At 73.2% G+C, this 17,602-nt stretch carries 16 protein-coding genes and 1 pseudogene; 9 read left to right on the top strand and 8 right to left on the bottom strand.

The features are described from left to right. A pseudogene (locus tag ACWCSD_RS11115) lies at positions 1-187 on the top strand (endonuclease/exonuclease/phosphatase family protein); the annotation flags it as partial. Between the two features lie 37 nt (positions 188-224). Next, positions 225-1,331, top strand: a complete 1,107-nt coding sequence (locus ACWCSD_RS11110; RefSeq protein ID WP_397162218.1) for a hypothetical protein — start codon at positions 225-227, stop codon at positions 1,329-1,331. Between the two features lie 9 nt (positions 1,332-1,340). On the opposite strand, the gene ACWCSD_RS11105 is transcribed toward ACWCSD_RS11110, so the two are convergent. Together ACWCSD_RS11105 and ACWCSD_RS11100 are read right to left on the bottom strand one after the other, a co-directional pair. Continuing rightward, positions 1,341-1,820, bottom strand: a complete 480-nt coding sequence (locus tag ACWCSD_RS11105) for a hypothetical protein (protein WP_397162217.1) — start codon at positions 1,818-1,820, stop codon at positions 1,341-1,343. A gap of 46 nt (positions 1,821-1,866) precedes the next feature. Continuing rightward, positions 1,867-2,625 (bottom strand): alpha/beta hydrolase, encoded by a 759-nt coding sequence (locus tag ACWCSD_RS11100; RefSeq protein ID WP_387666207.1) that lies wholly within the window; start codon positions 2,623-2,625, stop codon positions 1,867-1,869. Between the two features lie 147 nt (positions 2,626-2,772). Between ACWCSD_RS11100 and ACWCSD_RS11095 the strand changes: the two genes are divergently transcribed. Continuing rightward, positions 2,773-3,480, top strand: a complete 708-nt coding sequence (locus tag ACWCSD_RS11095; RefSeq protein ID WP_387666209.1) for a lysophospholipid acyltransferase family protein — start codon at positions 2,773-2,775, stop codon at positions 3,478-3,480. A gap of 72 nt (positions 3,481-3,552) precedes the next feature. On the opposite strand, the gene ACWCSD_RS11090 is transcribed toward ACWCSD_RS11095, so the two are convergent. After that, a complete protein-coding gene (locus ACWCSD_RS11090) occupies positions 3,553-4,008 on the bottom strand; it encodes a MarR family winged helix-turn-helix transcriptional regulator (RefSeq protein WP_352353253.1) in 456 nt (151 codons plus the stop codon). A gap of 81 nt (positions 4,009-4,089) precedes the next feature. Between ACWCSD_RS11090 and ACWCSD_RS11085 the strand changes: the two genes are divergently transcribed. Next, positions 4,090-4,518 carry a DoxX family protein gene (locus ACWCSD_RS11085; RefSeq protein ID WP_397162216.1) on the top strand — a complete coding sequence of 143 codons (429 nt, stop codon included), beginning with the start codon at positions 4,090-4,092 and terminating at the stop codon, positions 4,516-4,518. Positions 4,519-4,767: 249 nt separating this feature from the next. On the opposite strand, the gene mmuM is transcribed toward ACWCSD_RS11085, so the two are convergent. The 3 genes from mmuM to ACWCSD_RS11070 form a co-directional block, all read right to left on the bottom strand. Next, positions 4,768-5,634, bottom strand: a complete 867-nt coding sequence (mmuM, locus tag ACWCSD_RS11080) for a homocysteine S-methyltransferase (RefSeq protein WP_352353249.1) — start codon at positions 5,632-5,634, stop codon at positions 4,768-4,770. Between the two features lie 574 nt (positions 5,635-6,208). After that, positions 6,209-8,719: a VIT domain-containing protein gene (locus ACWCSD_RS11075; protein WP_449914124.1), complete on the bottom strand. Its 2,511-nt coding sequence runs from the start codon at positions 8,717-8,719 to the stop codon at positions 6,209-6,211. After that, positions 8,716-9,459, bottom strand: a complete 744-nt coding sequence (locus ACWCSD_RS11070) for a helix-turn-helix domain-containing protein (protein WP_449914122.1) — start codon at positions 9,457-9,459, stop codon at positions 8,716-8,718. The genes ACWCSD_RS11075 and ACWCSD_RS11070 overlap by 4 nt, the downstream gene beginning before the upstream one ends. A 116-nt stretch (positions 9,460-9,575) precedes the next feature. Between ACWCSD_RS11070 and ACWCSD_RS11065 the strand changes: the two genes are divergently transcribed. The 3 genes from ACWCSD_RS11065 (at position 9,576) to ACWCSD_RS11055 (ending at position 13,401) form a co-directional block, all read left to right on the top strand. Further along, positions 9,576-10,043 (top strand): Dps family protein, encoded by a 468-nt coding sequence (locus tag ACWCSD_RS11065; RefSeq protein WP_387666223.1) that lies wholly within the window; start codon positions 9,576-9,578, stop codon positions 10,041-10,043. A 249-nt stretch (positions 10,044-10,292) separates the two neighbouring features. Next, entirely contained in the window at positions 10,293-11,315 is a 1,023-nt protein-coding gene (locus ACWCSD_RS11060; protein ID WP_364331674.1) for an alkaline phosphatase PhoX, read from the top strand. 58 nt (positions 11,316-11,373) lie between these two features. Next, positions 11,374-13,401 (top strand): MMPL family transporter, encoded by a 2,028-nt coding sequence (locus ACWCSD_RS11055; RefSeq protein ID WP_449914130.1) that lies wholly within the window; start codon positions 11,374-11,376, stop codon positions 13,399-13,401. On the opposite strand, the gene ACWCSD_RS11050 is transcribed toward ACWCSD_RS11055, so the two are convergent. Next, the gene (locus ACWCSD_RS11050) at positions 13,358-14,215 is read right to left on the bottom strand and encodes a bifunctional helix-turn-helix transcriptional regulator/GNAT family N-acetyltransferase (RefSeq protein ID WP_449914120.1); all 858 of its coding nucleotides are present in this window, start codon (positions 14,213-14,215) and stop codon (positions 13,358-13,360) included. The genes ACWCSD_RS11055 and ACWCSD_RS11050 overlap by 44 nt on opposite strands. Before the next feature lie 94 nt (positions 14,216-14,309). Here ACWCSD_RS11050 and ACWCSD_RS11045 point away from each other — a divergent pair, with 94 nt between their 5' ends. Both ACWCSD_RS11045 and ACWCSD_RS11040 read left to right on the top strand, forming a co-directional pair. Then, the gene (locus ACWCSD_RS11045; RefSeq protein WP_352353237.1) at positions 14,310-15,209 is read left to right on the top strand and encodes a lactonase family protein; all 900 of its coding nucleotides are present in this window, start codon (positions 14,310-14,312) and stop codon (positions 15,207-15,209) included. Between the two features lie 81 nt (positions 15,210-15,290). Continuing rightward, positions 15,291-16,790, top strand: coding sequence for a N,N-dimethylformamidase beta subunit family domain-containing protein (locus ACWCSD_RS11040; RefSeq protein ID WP_449914118.1), 1,500 nt, complete (start codon positions 15,291-15,293; stop codon positions 16,788-16,790). Here the strand turns inward: ACWCSD_RS11040 and ACWCSD_RS11035 are convergent. Beyond that, complete coding sequence (locus ACWCSD_RS11035; RefSeq protein WP_397162211.1) at positions 16,747-17,472, bottom strand: Clp protease N-terminal domain-containing protein; 726 nt, start codon at positions 17,470-17,472, stop codon at positions 16,747-16,749. The two genes, ACWCSD_RS11040 and ACWCSD_RS11035, sit on opposite strands and share 44 nt — an antisense overlap. Between the last annotated feature and the right edge of the window lie 130 nt (positions 17,473-17,602).

The raw sequence follows: 17,602 nt of genomic DNA, 5'->3' as shown, positions 1-17,602 counted from the left end.
CGCCGCCGCGCCCGCGGGCGACGGGCTGACCTTCCCCGCCGCGCGGCCCGCCGAGCGCATCGACGCGGTGTTCGCCGCGCGCGAGGCACGCGTCCTGTCCTGCGGGGGAGTGGCGGCCGCGAACGCCGATCTGGCCGGGGCCAGCGACCATCTGCCGGTGCTCGCCGAGTTGCAGCTTGGACTCTGACGGGCGAGCCGCCCGGGCCAGCCCGTAGCATTTGTTCATGACCCGTCGCTCTCAGCGGCGTGCGCTCTCCGTCCTTCTGGCGACGTCCGTGGCCTTGCCGCAGGTCACGCCCGCCGCGCATGCCGAGCCCCGCCCCGCCGCCGAGGCGTGGCAGAAGTCGACGAGCGCGCGCCTCGACGCGGACGGCTCGCTCTCCGACGTGCTCGCCGTCTCGCCGGGCGACGTGTGGGCGGTCGGCCAGCAGGAGATCTGGGACGTCTGGAAGAACCGCGGCACGATCCGCCACTGGAACGGCACCTCCTGGAACGAGGTGGCCGTGCGCGACGCCACCGCCGCGGGCAACCTGCGCGGCCTGGCCGCCGCCGGGGCCTCCGACGTGTGGGCGGTCGGCGACGGCCACGACGGCCTGCCCTACCTGGCCCACGGCGACGTCACCGGCTTCGACCGGGTCCGGCCGCAGGGGCTGCACGCCGGCGACTGGCTGGGCGGCATCGACGCCAAGTCCGGCCGGGTGGTCGCGGTCGGCAGCCGGGAGAAGTCCGGGCTCATCCTCACCGGCCAGGGCAACACCTGGACCGTCCAGGAGACCAAGGAGAAGGGCGCGCTCTACGCGGTCGCCTCGGGCTTCGCCGTCGGCGACACCGGCGGCGCGCCGCTGATCATGCACTACACGTCGGGGGCCTGGAAGTCGATGTCCGTGCCCGCCGTCCCCGGCGGCTACCTGCGCGACATCCAGGTCGACAGCTCCAAGCGGGCGGTGGCCGTCGGCGGGGTCTACCACGGCCCCGGCGAGATCTCGCCGCTCGTGCTCACCTGGAACGGCAAACGCTGGCAGCGCCTGGCGATCCCGGCCACCGGCGCCCGCCTCTACGGCGTCACCGGCGACGGCAAGGGCCGCTACTGGATGACCGGCTACGACCCGGAGCAGGCGGCCCAGCCGTTCGTGATGCGCTGCGAGAAGGACGCCTGCCAGATCATCCGCGGCGCCGCGGAGAAGGGCCGCAGCAGCGTACGCCTCCAGGCGGTGGCCTACCTGGCCGGCAAGGGGGCGCTGTGGGCGGTCGGCCACGCCGTCGACGCGGCCGACCGCTACACCGACGTCGTGGAGTCCTTCGCCCCCCGCACCACCACGGCCAAGTCGTGACGGGCCGGGCTACAGGACGGCGCCGTCGTCCCAGCCGGAGTCGTTGGGCGGGCCGTCGCCCATGCGCACGACCAGCGCCACGAACCCGCCGATGAACGCCGCCACCGCGGTGAACAGCGCCCACCCCTCCATCTGCCAGCTGGCCATCGCCGCCACCAGCAGGTAGGCGGGCCCGCCGAACAGCGCCACCCAGGCGAGCTTGGTGGGCAGGTCGAGCTTGGGCAGCGGCGGCGGGGGAGGCGGCTCGAAGTGCCCCTCGTCCTCGTCGTCGTCGCGGACGGGTTCGTCGCGGTCGTCACGGTCGTCGCGGTCGGGCGCGTCCTGGTCGAGTTCGGGCTCCTCGGACGGTTTGACCACCCTGCGGGTGGGCTCGGCGGGCACGTTCTCGCTGTCCGGCCATGGCTGGTCGGCCGAGTCGCGCTCGGCTGTGTCGTTGAAGGACGCGACGATCTGCCGCCAGACCTCGTCCTCGTCACTCTGGGGCGTCACCTAGATGGGCCTCTCCGCAGCGATCGCGACTTCCCCCTGGGTGCGATCAGTCCCTCTGCAAGGGTACCGAGGCATGTGTCCGGATGAAGTCGAGGCTACCGGCAAAGATCCTGTCGGCATCGTTGTCAAGCGTCGCAACATGGTAGCTGTCCGTGAGCTCCTCGATCGTGGCCTGCGGGACCTTCTGGCGAATGATCGCCACACTCGTCGGTTTCACCACGTGGTCGTCGCGGCTGTGGAAGACCAGCAGCGGCTGGGTGACCTTCGCCAGGTCGGCCTGCACCAGCGACCACAGCCCCGGCAGCGACGCGGCCGCCTTGACGGGCGTGCGGGCGTAGGCCAGCTCGGTCACGCCGGGCTTCTTGACGTCGCCCGCGACGCCGGGCACCGACGGCAGGAACCACTTCAGCAGCGGCGCCAGCCTCAGCAGCGGCACGTCACTGGCGATGGACGGGTTGACCACCACCACGCCCCTGACGGCGTCCCCGTGCACCTCGGCCAGCCGCAGCGCCAGGCAGCCGCCCAGCGACAGGCCCGCCACGAACAGCTCCGAGCAGCGCCCCTGGAGGTCGGCGAACGCCTTCTCCACCTCGGCGTACCAGTCTTCCCAGCGGGTGCGGTTCATCTCCTGCCACGTGGTGCCGTGCCCCGGCTGGCGGGGCAGCGAGACGCTGACCCCATGGCCCGCCAGGTACTCGGCCCAGGGCCGCAGCGACTGCGGCGTGCCGGTGAACCCATGGCACAGCAGCACACCGACCTGACCCGCTCGGTGGTGGTAGGGCTCCGCGCCTGGCATGAGCGGCATAACAGCTCCTTGACGCAATTTCATCCCGGAACTGCCCGATCGTCGCACGTTCAGGGGTGATTGTGCGAGAGCTGGTGTAGTTGCATCTCGCCAGGGATGGGAAGATGACTCTGCTCAATCACGATGTCCTGGGGAAGAGGTGGCCGGGTGTTCTACTGGGTGGTCAAGGCCATCTTGAAGCCGATCCTCATGCTCTTCCGCCCGTGGACGGAGGGCGGGGACAACGTACCCAAGCAGGGTCCCGCGATCCTGGCCGGAAACCACCTCTCCTTCGCCGACCACTTCTTCGGCCCGCTGCAGATCCGCCGCAAGGTGATCTCGCTCGGCAAGGCCGACTACTTCACCGGCACCGGCATCAAGGGCTTCTTCACCCGGCTGTTCTTCAGCGGCGTCGGCACCGTGCCGATCGACCGCTCCGGCGGCAAGGCCAGCGAGGCCGCGCTCCGCACCGGCCTGCGCATCCTGCGCGAGGGCAACGTCCTCGGCATCTACCCCGAGGGCACCCGCTCGCCCGACGGCCGGCTCTACAAGGGCAAGACCGGCGTGGCCCGGCTGGCGCTGGAGTCGCGGGTGCCGGTCATCCCGTGGGCGATGGTCAACACGTACGAGATGATGCCGCCCGGGCGGCTGTTCCCCAAGCTCGGCATCCGGCCGGGCGTCCGGTTCGGCAAGCCGCTCGACTTCTCCCGCTACTACGGCATGGAGGACGACCGGCTGGTCCTGCGCGCGGTCACCGACGAGATCATGTACGCGCTGATGGAGCTGTCCGGCCAGGAGTACGTCGACAAGTACGCCGCCAGCGCCCGGGTCGAGATGGAACGCGCCCGCCGCGCCGCCGCCAAGACCGGCTCCTGAGGGCCTGTCCGTTTTCGCGGTCAGCTCCTGAGGGCCTGTCCGTTCTCCGGCCGGTTCCCGGCGCCTTCGCGGTCAGCTTCTGAGAGCCTGTTCGCTTTTCGTCATCGCGCTGGTCAGTGAGGTCAGCTCCGCGCGGGTGAGCCGGTCGATCAGGTAGTCCCGCACGACCTCGACGTGCCCGGGAGCGACGCGTTCCAGGCAGCGCTCGCCCGCCTCCGTGAGCACCGCCAGCACCCCGCGGTCGTCGGACGGGCACGTGGCGCGCTCCACCAGCCCGGCCTTCTCCAGCTGCGTGATCTGGTACGTCAGCGCGCTCTTCGACACCACCACGCCCCGGGCCAGCTCGGTCATGCGCATCCGGCGCTCGGGGGCGGCCGACAACCGCACCAGGATCTCGTACTGCGGGTGCGTCAGCCCGGCCGCGGCCTTGAGCTGCTCCTCGATGCGCCGTTCGAGCAGGTGGGAGGCCGACAGGAAGGCGCGCCAGGCGGCCATCTCCGTCTCGTCGAGCCAGCGGGTGTCCGTCACGTCCCAAGTGTACTTGTTGTTCAGATTTGAACTACCGGTAGAGTGGTTGTTCAAATCTGAACGACTCCCTTTGGAGGGTCCATGATCGACCAGGCGCGTCCCATCGCCCTGCTGCTGGCCAGGATCGCCGTCGGCGTGATCTTCCTGGTGCACGGCTACCAGAAGTTCGCCGACATGGGCATCGCGGGCACCACGAAGTTCTTCGAGTCCGCGGGCATCCCCCTGGCCGGGGTGGCCGCGCCGGCCGTGGCGGTGCTGGAGGTGGCCGGCGGCATCGCGCTGATCCTCGGCGCCGCGCTGCCGATCGCGGGCACGCTGCTGGCCCTCGACATGATCGGGGCGATCGTGTTCGTCCACGGCTCCAGCGGCTTCGGGGCCGGTGAAGGGGGCTATGAGTTCGTCCTCGCGCTGGCGGCGGCGAGCCTGGCGGTGGGATTCACCGGCGGCGGCGCCCTGGCGCTCGACGCCCTCCTCGGCCGTCGCCGCACCACGGCTCCGGCCGCCGCCTAGCGACCCGCCCGTTCCGGCCGCTCAGGGACCCCCGCGCGCCCACGCGTGGGGGTCCTGCGGCCTTGCTGTCGTCCGTACGGCGCGAGGTCCTGCGGTCGGAGCTTCGTCCGTACGGCGTGTGCAGGGGCCTGCGGCCGGGGCTTCGTCTGTATGGCGTGCGCGGGGTCCTGCGGTCGGGGCTTCGTCTGTACGGCGGCCGGGGGCGTCGGGTGTGCCGGTGACGTCTCGCTGGGGCCTGGGCCTGGGGCGTCAGGTCAGGTGGGCGCGGATCTGCCTGATGTGCTCGGGGGTCGTGCGGCAGCAGCCGCCGATCAGCGACGCCCCGGCGCGCTCCCACTCCTTGGCGGCCAGCCCGTACTCCACCGGGTCGGACAGGCCCAGCCACCGGCGCTGCTCGGCGTCCCACGTCTCGCCCGAGTTGGGGTAGACCACGACGGGCAGGCCGCCGGACAGGCGGGCGACCAGCCCGGGGATGTGCCGCGGCGCCGTGCAGTTGACGCCGACCGCCACCACCTGAGGGTTTCCGGAGAACAGCGCGGCGGCCCGGTCGATCGGGGTGCCGTCGTTGATGCGCTCGGCGTCGCGGCAGGAGAAGCTCACCCACGCCTTGACCCCCGGCGTGGAGGCCAGCAGCCCGGCCAGCGCCCGCGCCTCGGCGTAGGACGGGATGGTCTCGCAGGCCAGCAGGTCGGCGCCGGCGGCGGCCAGGATCTCCCAGCGCGGACGGTGCCAGGCCAGCAGGCCGTCTTCGTCGAGGTCGTAGTCGCCGGTGTACTCGGCGCCGTTGGCCAGATAGGCGCCGTAGGGGCCGACCGAGGCCGCCACCAGGCCGCGACCGGCCTCGTCGCGGGCCTGCCCGGCCAGCTCGACAGACAACCTGATCAGCCGCTCGGCCTCGGACCGGTCGAGCCCGCGCCGCTGGAAGCCGGGGATGGTGGCCTGGTAGCTCGCCGTGGTCGCCACGTCGGCGCCCGCCGCGTAGTAGTCGGCGTGCACCCGCCTGATCAGCTCGGGCTGCTCCAGCAGCAGGCGCGCCGACCAGAGCTCGTCGCGCAGATCCGCGCCGAGCGACTCCAGATGCGTGGACAGGCCGCCGTCCAGGACGAGTGTGCTCACCCGTCCAGAATAGGAGGCCGCGGGGGATGGTGGCACATGGGAATGGCACGCCTTTTCCCGGGGAGGCCTGAATATCGCGGCGGAGATATCGCCGGGCGTGGAATTCATAATGGGTCGTGGGGGCATTCGCGCGCCGGTACGCGGGTGTGCCGGGTCGTTCGCGGCAGCGGGGCCCGTCATGGCGTGCCATCGTTCCCTGGACGCCCGCCACGGCCCATTACGCCGGGCTCGCAGATGATTAGGTAGCGAAATCAGCAAAGAATCCAGAATCCCCGCCTATGGTGGAAACGGCGGTTCTGGAAACGGCGCTACCACCAAGTCCGGTGCGGCACGGTTGGACCCGTTAGTGGCCGATTAGCCATTCACCCCAAGTGTCCGTGAACACGAGCCCCCGCCGATCACCGCCCAGCCGCCCCCACCCCACCAGCCCGCCGCCCGGCCCCGCGGGACTGTCCGGATGCCGCACAGCCGCGCCGCCGGGCCGCGCTGCGGCGTGTTCCCGCGTCGGACCGCTCATGGACGGAGGCGGCAGCGCTGCGGGGTGGTGCAGCGCTGCCGGGGTGTCAGGTGGGCGTCAGCCTCGTTTCCAGAAGGGACGGTGGTGCTTGCCGGGCTCGGGGTCGCCTGGAGCGAGCGGGCCGTCCTTGGGCAGCGGGTCGCCTGGGGCGAGTGGGCCGTCCTTGGGTAGGGGGTCGCCCGGCGCGATGGGATCGTCCGGGAGAGTGGGGTCGGTCGGGGCGTGGTCGGCGGGGGTGCCGGTGAGGGTGGCCAGCGCTTCGACGGCGTGGTCGTGCAGGGCGCGCAGGTCCGTGCCGGGACGTTCGGCCGCCTCCAGGTCGCGGGCCAGCGTCGCCAGCGCCTCGTTCCCGCCCAGGTACGACGCCAGCGCCGCCAGACGCGAGCCCAGGTCGGCCAGGTACAGCGCGTCCGGTACGCGCATTGCCCTGAGCCGGTCCAGTTCGGCCTTCAGCTGCGGCCTGACCGACTCCAGCCGGTGCGCCGGGCGCGGCGACGACGGAGGCGCGAACTTGGGCGAGGCTCCATGCCCAGGGCCGCCACCGGAGCCGGGTGCGGACGGCGCAGGCCCGGCAGGGCCGCCCGTGAGAGGCGGGGCCGGGAAGGGGGCGTCGGCCGGGGAGGGGCCGCCGAGCGGACTCGGCGCGCCGAAGCCCTGGTCGAAGGACGACGGGGCCGGCGGGGCCGGCGGCATCATCCGGGCGGCACCCGCGGGACGCGCCATCGTCATCGCCTGCGCCACGAACCCCCCGCCCATGGACGGGTTCGGCGGCAGCTCCCACCCGCTGGGCGGCTCGACCGGCTGGATCACCCGGTGCTCGGGCGCGCCCTCCGCGACCTGCCTCGTGTCGATCGCCACGTACGCCGTGAACCTGCACAGAACGCCGTTCTCCAGCGAGACCTCGACGATCCGCGACTCCAGGCCGTGCTCGCCCATGGCGTACCGGTCCTCCAGCTCGCGCAGGTGGGCGCGGGCCCAGACGGCGCGGAGGGCCGGACTGCCGGTGGTCACCCCTGTGACCCGCTCCTCCCACGGCCCCCCGGCCGACGTGCCGCGCACGGTGACGGCCTCGCCGCCCTCGCGGCACCGTCCGTACACCCGGAGCGGGACCCCGGGGAAGATCGAGCCGAGGTGGGTCACGGTGCCGGGCTCGGTCTCCAGCCCCTTCAGGGACAGGTCCGTCACCAGCGGCGCGCCGATCCTGCGGTGGATCTGCTCCATCGCCGCGTCGAGCCGGTCCTCGGACTCGACCAGCTCGCACCGGCCGGCGCCCAGCCCGGCGAGCCGGCCGAGGAAGCCGGCGTTCACCGCCCGGTCGATGCCGACCGTGTGCACCCGCATCGCCGACAGCGCGCCGCCGGCCTGCTCCAGGATCTGGTCCTCGTTGCCCACCTGGCCGTCGGTGACCAGCACCACCACCCGCTCCCTGTCGCCGGGCGCGCCGAGGAGGGCGGTGGCGCGGCGCAGCGGTTCGAGCAGCTCGGTGCCGCCGCGCGCGTCGACCCGCGCCAGGTGCTCGACCGCGCGGTACCGGTTGCGGTCGGACGCCTCCACCAGCCCCTCGAACGCCGCCTCGACCACCGAGTCGAACGTCAGCACGTTGAAGCGGTCGTGCGCGGTCAGCGTGTCGACGATGCGCGCCGCCGCCCGCCGCGCCGCGACCATCTTCCAGCCGCCCATGCTGCCCGAACGGTCGAGCACCAGCACCACGTCCCGCGGCGCGCGGGCGGCCTGGAGGGCGGGCGGGACGACGGTGAGCGCGAACGTCCCCCGCCCGTCGAACTGCAGGGACGTGGACGCCTCGAACGACAGCCGCAAAATGAAGTCACGGTCGAGGCGCTCGCCCGGACGCAGGCGCACGGTGTGGCCGTCCTCCTCGACCACGTGCAGGCTGGAGGCCACCTCACGCAGGTCGAGCCCGGAGGCGTCGACGCGGGCGGTGAGCGAGAGCCGTACGGGGTTGGGGAAGCCGGGCAGCAGCACCGGCGGCGTGATCCTCGACGCGTCGGGGACGGCGTCGGTGTCCGGCGCCACGCCGGAGCCCGCCGGGTCGCCGTCGAGCGGGGTGCCCGGGACGTACCGCGGGGCCACGACGAGCGGGAACCGGAAGGTCGCCGCGCCGTCCTCGTAGGGGAGGGGCTGGCTCATGGTCAGCCTGATCGAGACGCGTTCGCCGGGCAGGATGTTGCCCACCCTGATGGTGAAGACGTCGGGCCGGTCCTCCTCGGCGATGGCCGCCCGCCTGCCCTCGCGCAGCGCCTGGTCGTAGTCGGCCCTGGCCTGGCCGCGCTCCTTCAGCACGCCCTCCACGACCCGGTCGTCGGCCTCCATCCTGAAGGCCGTCACCGCCGCCCGGTCGGGCAGCGGGAAGACGTAGGTCGCCTCCAGCGTGACGTCGAACGGGTTGCGGAACCCCTGCTCGACCTCCACCCCGGCGACGAGCCCGGCGATGTCGGCGTGCACGTCCACGCTGTCCAGCGGCAGGTTGCCGCGCTCGGTCAGCAGCGCGCCGAACCCGGCCTCCGGCACCGGCAGGCACCGTGCGGGCTCCAGCGAAGTGATCTTCACAGCAGTCTCCTCTCTACGAGCACCGCGAGCAGCGGCCCAGCCGCCGCCAGCACCGCCTGAACGTCGTCCTCGGACGGAGGCCGCCCCCCGTCCCACACAATGCGCACCCCGTCCGCGAGCACGACCCCCGCGGCCGGCCCGCCCCCGGCATGCCCCGCTTCGGCGTCGGCGGGGCGTTCGCTCCCGGCCGGGGCGCGGCGGACCGGCCGCTCGGCCCAGAACCTTTCACGCCCCGGCTCGCCGCCGCCGCCTCCGGCCCGCCCGCCCGGCGGGCGCCGCGCCGCACGCGCCTGGCCGTCCAAGGTCCCGTTCGCCTCGCCGCCGGACGTCACGTTCGTCGTCGTGGCGACGACGGACGTGGGCCCCGCCGAGCGCGGGCTGTCCGGCGGAGAACCAGGGACCGCCCGCGCGTCGCCCGCGGACGGCACGTCGGCGAGCCCGGCGGCCGCCGCCAGCGTGGCGTTCGTCGCGCCGGCCAGCGCCGTCTGGATCTCGGCGATCGAGTGCCCCGCCGCCTGCATGCGCTTGACCGCCACCAGTTGCAGCAGGTGCCGCCGGCCGTAGCGGGCGATCCTGCCGCGCCGGGTCAGGGGCGGGTCCACGAGGCCGATGGTGGTGTACCACCTGATCAGGCGTTCCCCGGGCACGTCGCGGACCCGGCCGTTGACCGGCTGGGCGCCCGCGCGCAGCGCCCGCGCCGCGTGCTCGGCCAGCTCGCCGATGGTCCAGGTGTCGCTCATACCTCCACAATGACACTGTCACTATTACACTGTCAACGATCGAAAGATCGGAAGAATCCAGCCCCGGATGACGTTCTAAACAGGCATAAGCACCACTGAAGGGGAGGAAATACGACATGGCTACGATCACCGGTCCGCTCTCGGGTGAAGCCAAGAACACTGTCGCCGAAGCCCTGCAGGACGCCCTGGTCGATCTGATCGATCTCTCTCTGATCGCCAAGCAGGCGCACTGGAACCTTGTCGGCGCCCATTTCCGCCCGATTCACCTCCAGCTCGACGAGCTGACCGACCTGGCCCGTGCCCACATGGACACCATCGCCGAGCGGGCGGTCGCGCTCGGCGTGAACCCCGACGGGCGCTCGGCGACCGTCGCCAAGTCCACCAAGCTCCAGCAGCCCGAGCGCGGCTGGCTGGAGGACGGCAAGGTGGTGGCGACGATCACCGACATCCTCGACGGCATCAGCAAGCGCATGTACGAGCGCATCCGCGCCACCGACGAGGCCGACCCGGTCAGCCAGGACCTGCTCATCGCCGTGACGCAGGACATCGACAAGCAGCACTGGATGTTCCAGGCCCAGCGCTGACCGCGCGCGGCCGCCGGCCGCATCACCCGAAAAGCCCGGGCACGCCCACAGTGCCCGGGCTTTCGCGTGTCCGCCCCCAAGGTGGGCGATCTTCCGTCCGGTGGGTACGGACTGTCACGCATCGTCCAGGGCCTCCGGCGATCTCACGCCACGACGGAGCGCGGGGTTTGCGCAGAGTTTGATGTCGCGAGTCCTTGCCATTCATGTCGGTGCGGTCGACTAGCGTGGCACCTAGAGGGAGGCCCCACGATGTCCCACAAGACTCTCCTCCGCACGGGCCCGCTCTTGCAGGGCGGCATCAGCCCGTACGGGCCGCTCACGCCGGCGTCCGCCGACGGGCTCGCGCTCCCGCCGGGCTTCACCGGCCGGGTGGTGGCCCGGTCGGGCGACAAGGTGGCCGGGCTCACCTGGCACGCCGCGCCCGACGGCGGCGCCTGCTTCCCCGACGGCGCAGGCTGGATCTACGTCTCCAACTCCGAGCTGCCCCTGCTCGGCGGCGCCTCCGCGCTGCGCTTCCACGCCGACGGCACGGTCGCCGACGCCTACCGCATCCTGTCCGGCACCGACCTCAACTGCGCGGGCGGCGCCACGCCGTGGCACACCTGGCTGTCGTGCGAGCTCGGCGACCGCGGCCGCGTCTTCGAGTGCGACCCCTACGGCGCCCGCGCCGCCCGCCCCCGCCTGGCCATGGGCCGCTTCCGGCACGAGGCCGCCGCCTGCGACCCCGAGCGGCGCGTCGTCTACATGACCGAGGACGAGCACGACGGCTGCTTCTACCGCTTCCGTCCCGGCGACTGGGGCGACCTGACGGAGGGCACGCTGGAGGTGCTGTGCGCGTCGGGCGGATGGCGGCCGGTGCCGTCCCCGGCCGCGCTGCTCACCGCGGCCCGCCACCAGGTCGAGGACGCCCGCCACTTCGACGGCGGCGACGGCTGCCACTACGCGGGCGGCGTCTGCTACTTCACCACCAAGGGCGACACCGGCCTGTGGGCCTACGACGCCCACACCTCCACGCTCGACCGGCTGTGCGAGGGCGTGCGCGCGATCACCGCCGCCCCCTCCGGCGACCTCTACGTGGCCAGGGAGACGACGGAGATCGACGTCATCGCGCCCGACCGGGCCGTCACGCCGTTCCTGCGGCTCACCGGGCACGAGGGGGCCGAGCTCACGGGGCTGGCGTTCTCGCCGAGGGGCGACCGGCTCTACTTCTCGGCCAGGCGCGGCCGCACCGAGGGCCACACCTTCGAGGTCCGCGGCCCCTTCCGTCCCTGATCGCAGGCTCAGGTCAGGCAGCGGCCCCTTCCTCCCCTGATCGGTCTCCCGCCTCTCCCTGGCCCGCTTCGAGGCGCCGGGCTCGGAGTCCGACCGGGCCCAGGCCGAGCTCGTCCGCCGGTTCGGCACCGGCAGCCCCGACCTGGTCTTCCTGGTCACCCCCAGGTCGGGCACCGTCGACGACCCCGCGGCCGAGGCGGCGGGCCGCGCCCTCACCGACCGGATCGGCCGCTCGGACGGCGTCGCGGAGTCCTCCTCGTACTGGACCAGGGGCAGGCCCGCCACCCTGCGCAGCCGGGACGGCCGGCACGCGCTGATCGTGGTGCGCGTCCCCGGCGACGCCGACCACGTGCGGGCGCGGGTGCTGCCCGCGCTGGTGCCGCGGATCGTCGGCGAGCAGGGCCCGCTCCAGGTGCGGGCCGGCGGAGGGGAGGAGGTGTTCCGCGAGACCGTGCCGCTGGCCAGGCAGGACTTCGTCCGGGCCGAGCTGGTCATCTTCCCGCTGGCGTTCGTGCTGCTCTGGCTCTACCAGCGGCGGGTCATGGCCGCCCTTGCGCCGATCCTGGCGGGGGTGCTGGCCATGGTGGTCGGCCTGGCGCTGCTGCGCGGCGTCCTGGTGTTCGCGGAGGTCTCCACCTTCGCCCTCAACCTCACCCTCGCCATGGGCCTCGGGCTCGGCATCGACTACTGCCTGTTCGTCGTCCAGCGTTTCCGCGAGGAGGTGAGCGCCGGACGCGACCGCGCGGCGGCCGTCGCCGGAGCCGTCGAGCACGCCGGGCGGACCGTGCTGTTCAGCGGCCTCACGGTGGCCGCCTCGCTGGCCGTGCTGTTCGCGCTGCCCTTCGACTTCCTGCGCTCCTTCGCCTTCGCGGGCATCGCGGTCGTGGCCGGCGGCCTGTTCGCGGCGGTGATCGTGCTGCCCGCGGTGCTGGCCTCGGCCGGCGGCGCGATGCTGCCCGGGCCTGGGCGTCCCGGGCGCGGCGGAACCGAGGCCCGGGGAGCCGGGTTCTGGCACGGCCTGGCCGTCCGGGTCATGCGCCGGCCGGTGGTGTCCGGCGGCCTGGCGGCGGCGCTGCTGCTGGTGCTCGCCTCGCCGTTCCTCGGCCTGCGCTTCGGCACGGCCGACGACCGCATCCTGCCGCCGGAGGCGTCCTCGCGGCAGACCCAGGAGGTCATTCGGCAGACCTTCCCGGCGGAGGAGACCGACGCCATCCAGATCGTCTCGACGGGTGCGGCGCGGGCCGCCGACGTCTCGGCGTACGCGATGCGGCTCTCGCGGGTTCCCGGGGTCGCCCAGGTCGACTCCGCCGCCGGCGCCCACGCGGCCGGGCGGCGGGTCGGCGACGGCGACCCGGCCCGCTTCCGCGGGCAGGGCGCGTGGTTGTCGGTGGTGCCCTCCGCCGAGGCGCTGGCCGGTGACCCCGTCCGGCTGGTGGAGTCCGTACGGGCCGTGCCGCCGCCCTTCGAGGTCCTGGTCGGCGGCTATCCCGCCGAGCTGGCCGACTACCGCGCCTCGGTCGTCGACCGCCTGCCGCTGGTGCTGGCGCTCATGCTGGGCGTCACGTTCGCCGTGCTGTTCCTGATGACCGGCAGCCTGGTGCTCCCGCTCAAGGCGACCTTGCTGAACGTCCTCAGCCTCGGCGTCATGTTCGGCGCCGTCGTCTGGATCTTCCAGGAGGGCCACCTGTCGGGCCTGCTCGGCTTCACCCCGACCGGCACGCTCGACCCGAGCATCCCGATCCTCATGCTCTGCGTCGCCTATGGCCTGTCGATGGACTATGAGGTCTTCCTGCTGTCCAGGATCAAGGAGGAGTACGACAGGACGGGCGACACCGGGCAGGCCGTCGCCACCGGCATGCAGCGCGGCGCGCCCCTGATCACCGCGGCGGGCGGCATCCTGGCGCTCACGTTCGCCGCCTACGCCACCGCGCGGGTGGCGTTCGTGCAGATGCTCGGGGTCGGCATGGCCGTCGCGGTGCTGGCGGACGCCACCGTGATCAGGGCGGTGCTGGTGCCGAGCCTGATGCGCCTGGCCGGGCCGCTCAACTGGTGGCCGCGAGGTCGAGCGACCACATCTCCTCGGTGACCTCGGCGCCGTTCTCCACGCCCGGCTCCGCCGACTCCAGCTCGAACCCGGCCGTCTGGTAGATGCGCCGCGCGCTCACCAGGCAGTCGCGCGTCCACAGCGTGATCCGCCGGTAGCCCCGGTCCCTGGCGTGGCGCAGGCACTCGGCCACCAGGCGCCGCCCGATCCCGAGGCCGCGCGCCGACGGCTCGACCAGCAACATGCGCAGCTTGGCCGTCGTGTCGTCCTGGTGCACGCAGAACACGCACCCGGCGCGCTCGCCGTCGACCTCGGCGATCCAGCCGGCGTCGCGGGCGGGGTCGTAGGCGCCCACGATCCTGGCCACGAGCTGCTCGAACTCGGTGCCCCAGCCGTACTCCTCGCTGTAGAGGGCGCCGTGCCGGTAGGCGACCCAGCCGAGGTCGCCCGTCCGCGGGGGCCTGATCACGTACGAGCGGGCGGCCGGCTCGCCGAGCAGCCGCCGGATCGTCGCCATGCTGCCGACCAGCAGCGCCCGGTCGGCCTCGGGCAGGCCGTCGAGCAGCCGTTCGATCTCCTCGGCCGAACGGCGGTCGAGCCCGGCGAACGTGGCCGCGCCCGTCTCGGTCAGCCGGACGAGCTGCTTGCGGGCGTCGGCGGCCGACCGCTCGCGGGCGACCAGCCCGTCGCCCTCGAAACGGGCCAGGATCCGGCTCAGGTAGCCCGCGTCGAGGTCGAGCAGGCCGCGCAGCTCGCCGGTCTCCATGCTCTCGGCGTGCGCGAGCTCGAACAGCACCCTGACTTCCGTCAGCGAGTAGGGCGAGTCGAGCATGCCTGCCTGGAGGACGCCGATCACTTTCGTATAGAACCGGTTGAAGGCTCTGATCTCAGAAACTCTTGCCTCCGTCAACGAATTCATTGCCCCAGTCAACCATAAGAAGGATCCCGTTGTGAACCTCTACATAGGCGGTTACGGCCCCGGCATCGTCACGGTGGGCGGCGAGCTGACCCGCGTGGCCTCGCCGTCGTTCCTGGCCGCCCACCCCACCCTGCCGGTGCTGTACGCGGCCGGCGAGCTGCAGCGCGGCTGGCTCACCGCCTTCACCACCGAGGGCGGCCTGTCCCCGCTGGACGAACGGTCCAGCGACGGCGACAGCCCCTGCCACGTCGCCGTCCACCCCTCGGGGAGCCTGCTGGCCGTGGCCAACTACGGCGACGGCACCGCCGGCCTGCACCACCTGGACGAGCGGGGCGCCTTCACCGGCGACCCCGTCGTCCTGCGGCACGAGGGCTCGGGCCCCGACCCCGACCGCCAGGCCGGCTCGCACGCCCACATGTGCGTCTTCCACGACGACGTCCTGCACGTCTCCGACCTGGGCACCGACGAGATCCGCCGTTACCGCCTGGACGGCTCCCCGCTCGACCCGATCACCCTGGCCCCCGGCACCGGCCCCCGCCACTTCGCCTTCGCCGGCGACCGCCTGTACGTGGCCGGCGAGCTGGACGGCACCGTGACCCTCGTCGAGGGCGAGCGCCGCACCGTCGTGCCCGCCTCGCGCGCCGGGGGCGACAACGCGCCCAGCCACCTGCAGCTCGACGGCGACCTGGTCTACGTCGCCAACCGCGGGCCCGACACGGTCTCGGTGCTGCGCGCCGCCGACCTGTCCCCGGTGGCCGAGGTGCCCTCGGGCGGCGTCTGGCCCCGCCACTTCGCCATCGCCGGCGACCGCCTGTACGTCGCCAACCAGAACTCCGGCGAGGTGACCGTGTTCACGCTGGAGGACGGGGTGCCCGAGCCGGCCGGCCAGTCGTACGAGGTGCCCAGCCCGTCCTGCGTGCTGCCCGCATAGAACGCCGGGCGGGAAGCGGCCCGGTGTAAGGATCTGGCCAAGTCGTGGCCCGGCCCCGTGGCGGGCCGCGACGATGGCCGGGTGCGCAAGCTCCTGCTGCTCCTCACCCTGTTGATCGCCGTCCTGCCGGCCGCCGGATGCGGCGGCGGTCCCGTGCGGCCGGCGCCGTCCGCGTCGCCCGCGCCGCCCGTCCCGCAGCCGTCGGAGACGGGACGGCCGTCGCCGCCGCCGGTGGACGCGGGGGAGTCCTGGCGGATCACCACCCGCGGGGCCGACCACGAGATCGAGGGCTACGCCGACCACGTGAGCGTCCTGCCCGGCCGGCCCTTCGCCCTGCACGTCTCCACCACCGCCCCGCGCTTCACCGCCGGCGCGTTCAGGATGGGCGCGCACCCGGCCAAGGTGTGGGAGTCGCCGCAGGTGGAGGGCGTGCGCCAGCCTCCGGCCAGGACCGTGCACGGCATGGTGACCGCCGCCCACTGGAAGCCCTCGCTCACCGTGGACACCCGCGGCTGGACGGAGGGCGCGTACCTGATCAGGCTCGACGCCTCGACCGGCGCCCAGCGGTACGTGCCGATCACCGTCCGCTCGGCCTCCACCCGGGGCCGCGTGGTGATGGTGAACGCGGTGACCACCTGGCAGGCGTACAACCTGTGGGGCGGCCGCAGCCTGTACCTGGGCCCCGGCGGGTTCGCCGATCGCTCGCGCGAGGTCACCTTCGACCGCCCGTACGACGGCGGCGGCGCCCGCCTGTTCCTCGACTTCGAGCAGTCGGCCCTGGCCGTGGCCGAGCGCAGCGGCGTGCCCCTGGCCTACCTCACCAGCCTCGACCTCGGCCCCGGCGTGCTGGACGGCGCCAGGGCCGTGGTCTCGCTCGGCCACGACGAGTACTGGTCGCCCGCCATGCGCACGGCCGTCACCAGGGCCAGGGACAGCGGGACGAACCTCGCCTTCCTCGGCGCGAACGCCGTCTACTGGCGCATCGCGATCAAGGGCAGGACGGTCGCCTGCGACAAGGAACGGCTGTGCCCGCTGTGGCGGGACTCCCGCCCGGAGAGCGCCCTGGTGGGCCAGATGTACGACTGCTTCCCCGCCCAGGGCGCCTACACGGTCCGCAGGCCGGGCCACTGGATCTTCGCGGGCACCCGGGGGCGGCGCTTCCCCGGCATGGTCGGCCCGGAGACCGACAAGGTCTCGCGCGGCTCACCGAAGGGCGTGGAGGTGCTGGCCGACTCGCCGTTCTCGTGCGGAGGACGCGGGACGACGTCGCAGAGCACGTACTACACGGCGCCGAGCGGGGCCGGGGTGTTCGCCTCGGGCACGATGCGCTGGGTGTGCGCGATGCGCGGCAAGCGCTGCGGCCACGGCGTCCCGGAGTCCGCGGCCGCCTTCACCCGCCGCGCCACGGCGAACGTGCTGACCCGGTTCGCCGCCGGCCCGGCCGGACGCTCCGGTCAGCCCGCCCACCCTCCTCAGGGCCGCGCGGGCCCGCCGGGGAACGCCGCCCCCGGGGCCGGCCCGAGGGCGGCCGGGGCGGCTATGAGCGGCGCTCGCGCAGGATCGCCGCCAGCCGCTCCCTGATCTCCCGCTCGGCCGCCTCCTTGTGCACGCCGAGATCGGCCAGGGCCCGCACCACCGGGCCCTCCTCCAGGGAGAGCACGCCGAGCAGCAGGTGCTCGGTGCCGACGTAGTTGTGCCCGAGCCGCAGGGCCTCGCGCAGGGTGAGCTCCAGCGCCTTGGCGGACTGCGCGGAGAACGGCAGGGTGACGGGCGACTGCCCGCCGCCGGGCGCCATGGCCGCCGTGACGGCCTCCCTGACCGCCTCGGGGGAGGCCCCGAGCGTGGTCATGGTGGCGGCGGCCAGCGCCTCGGGCACGTGCAGCAGCCCGAGCACCAGGTGCCCGACCTCGATGTGGTCGTGCCCCGACAGGCGCGCCTCCTCCTGGGACTTGACCACCGCGACCCGGGCCTTGTCGGTGTAGCGGGCGTAGTTGCGCAGGTCGTCGGCGAGCGAGCCGCCCTCCTTGACCACGAACCGCTTCTGCGCGGCCTGCTTGGTCACGCCCATGCTGCGGCCGATGTCGGTCCAGGAGGCGCCGGAGTGGCGGGCGTGGTCCACGAAGTGGCCGATCAGGTGGTCGGCCACCTCTCCGAGGTGCTCGCCCAGCGTGACGGCGTCGGAGAGCTGGCCGAGCGGGTCGCCGTCCGGATGACGGCTCTTGATGGCGGCGATGAGGTCGTCGAGACGTACGGTTTCATCCATGCGTCAACCATAGGTTGACGCTGATGTGCCGTCAACCCCGGGTTGACGATCGCCGCTTCCAGGAAATGATCGAGGGCCGCGCGTTTGGTCTAGACCACTGAGCGTCGCGGCAGGCACAATGCGAGCAGTC

It is taken from the genome of Nonomuraea sp. NPDC001684, from assembly GCF_053596515.1.
Note: the sequence above shows the minus strand (reverse complement) of the source record. Positions and strands in the feature narration are given on the sequence as shown.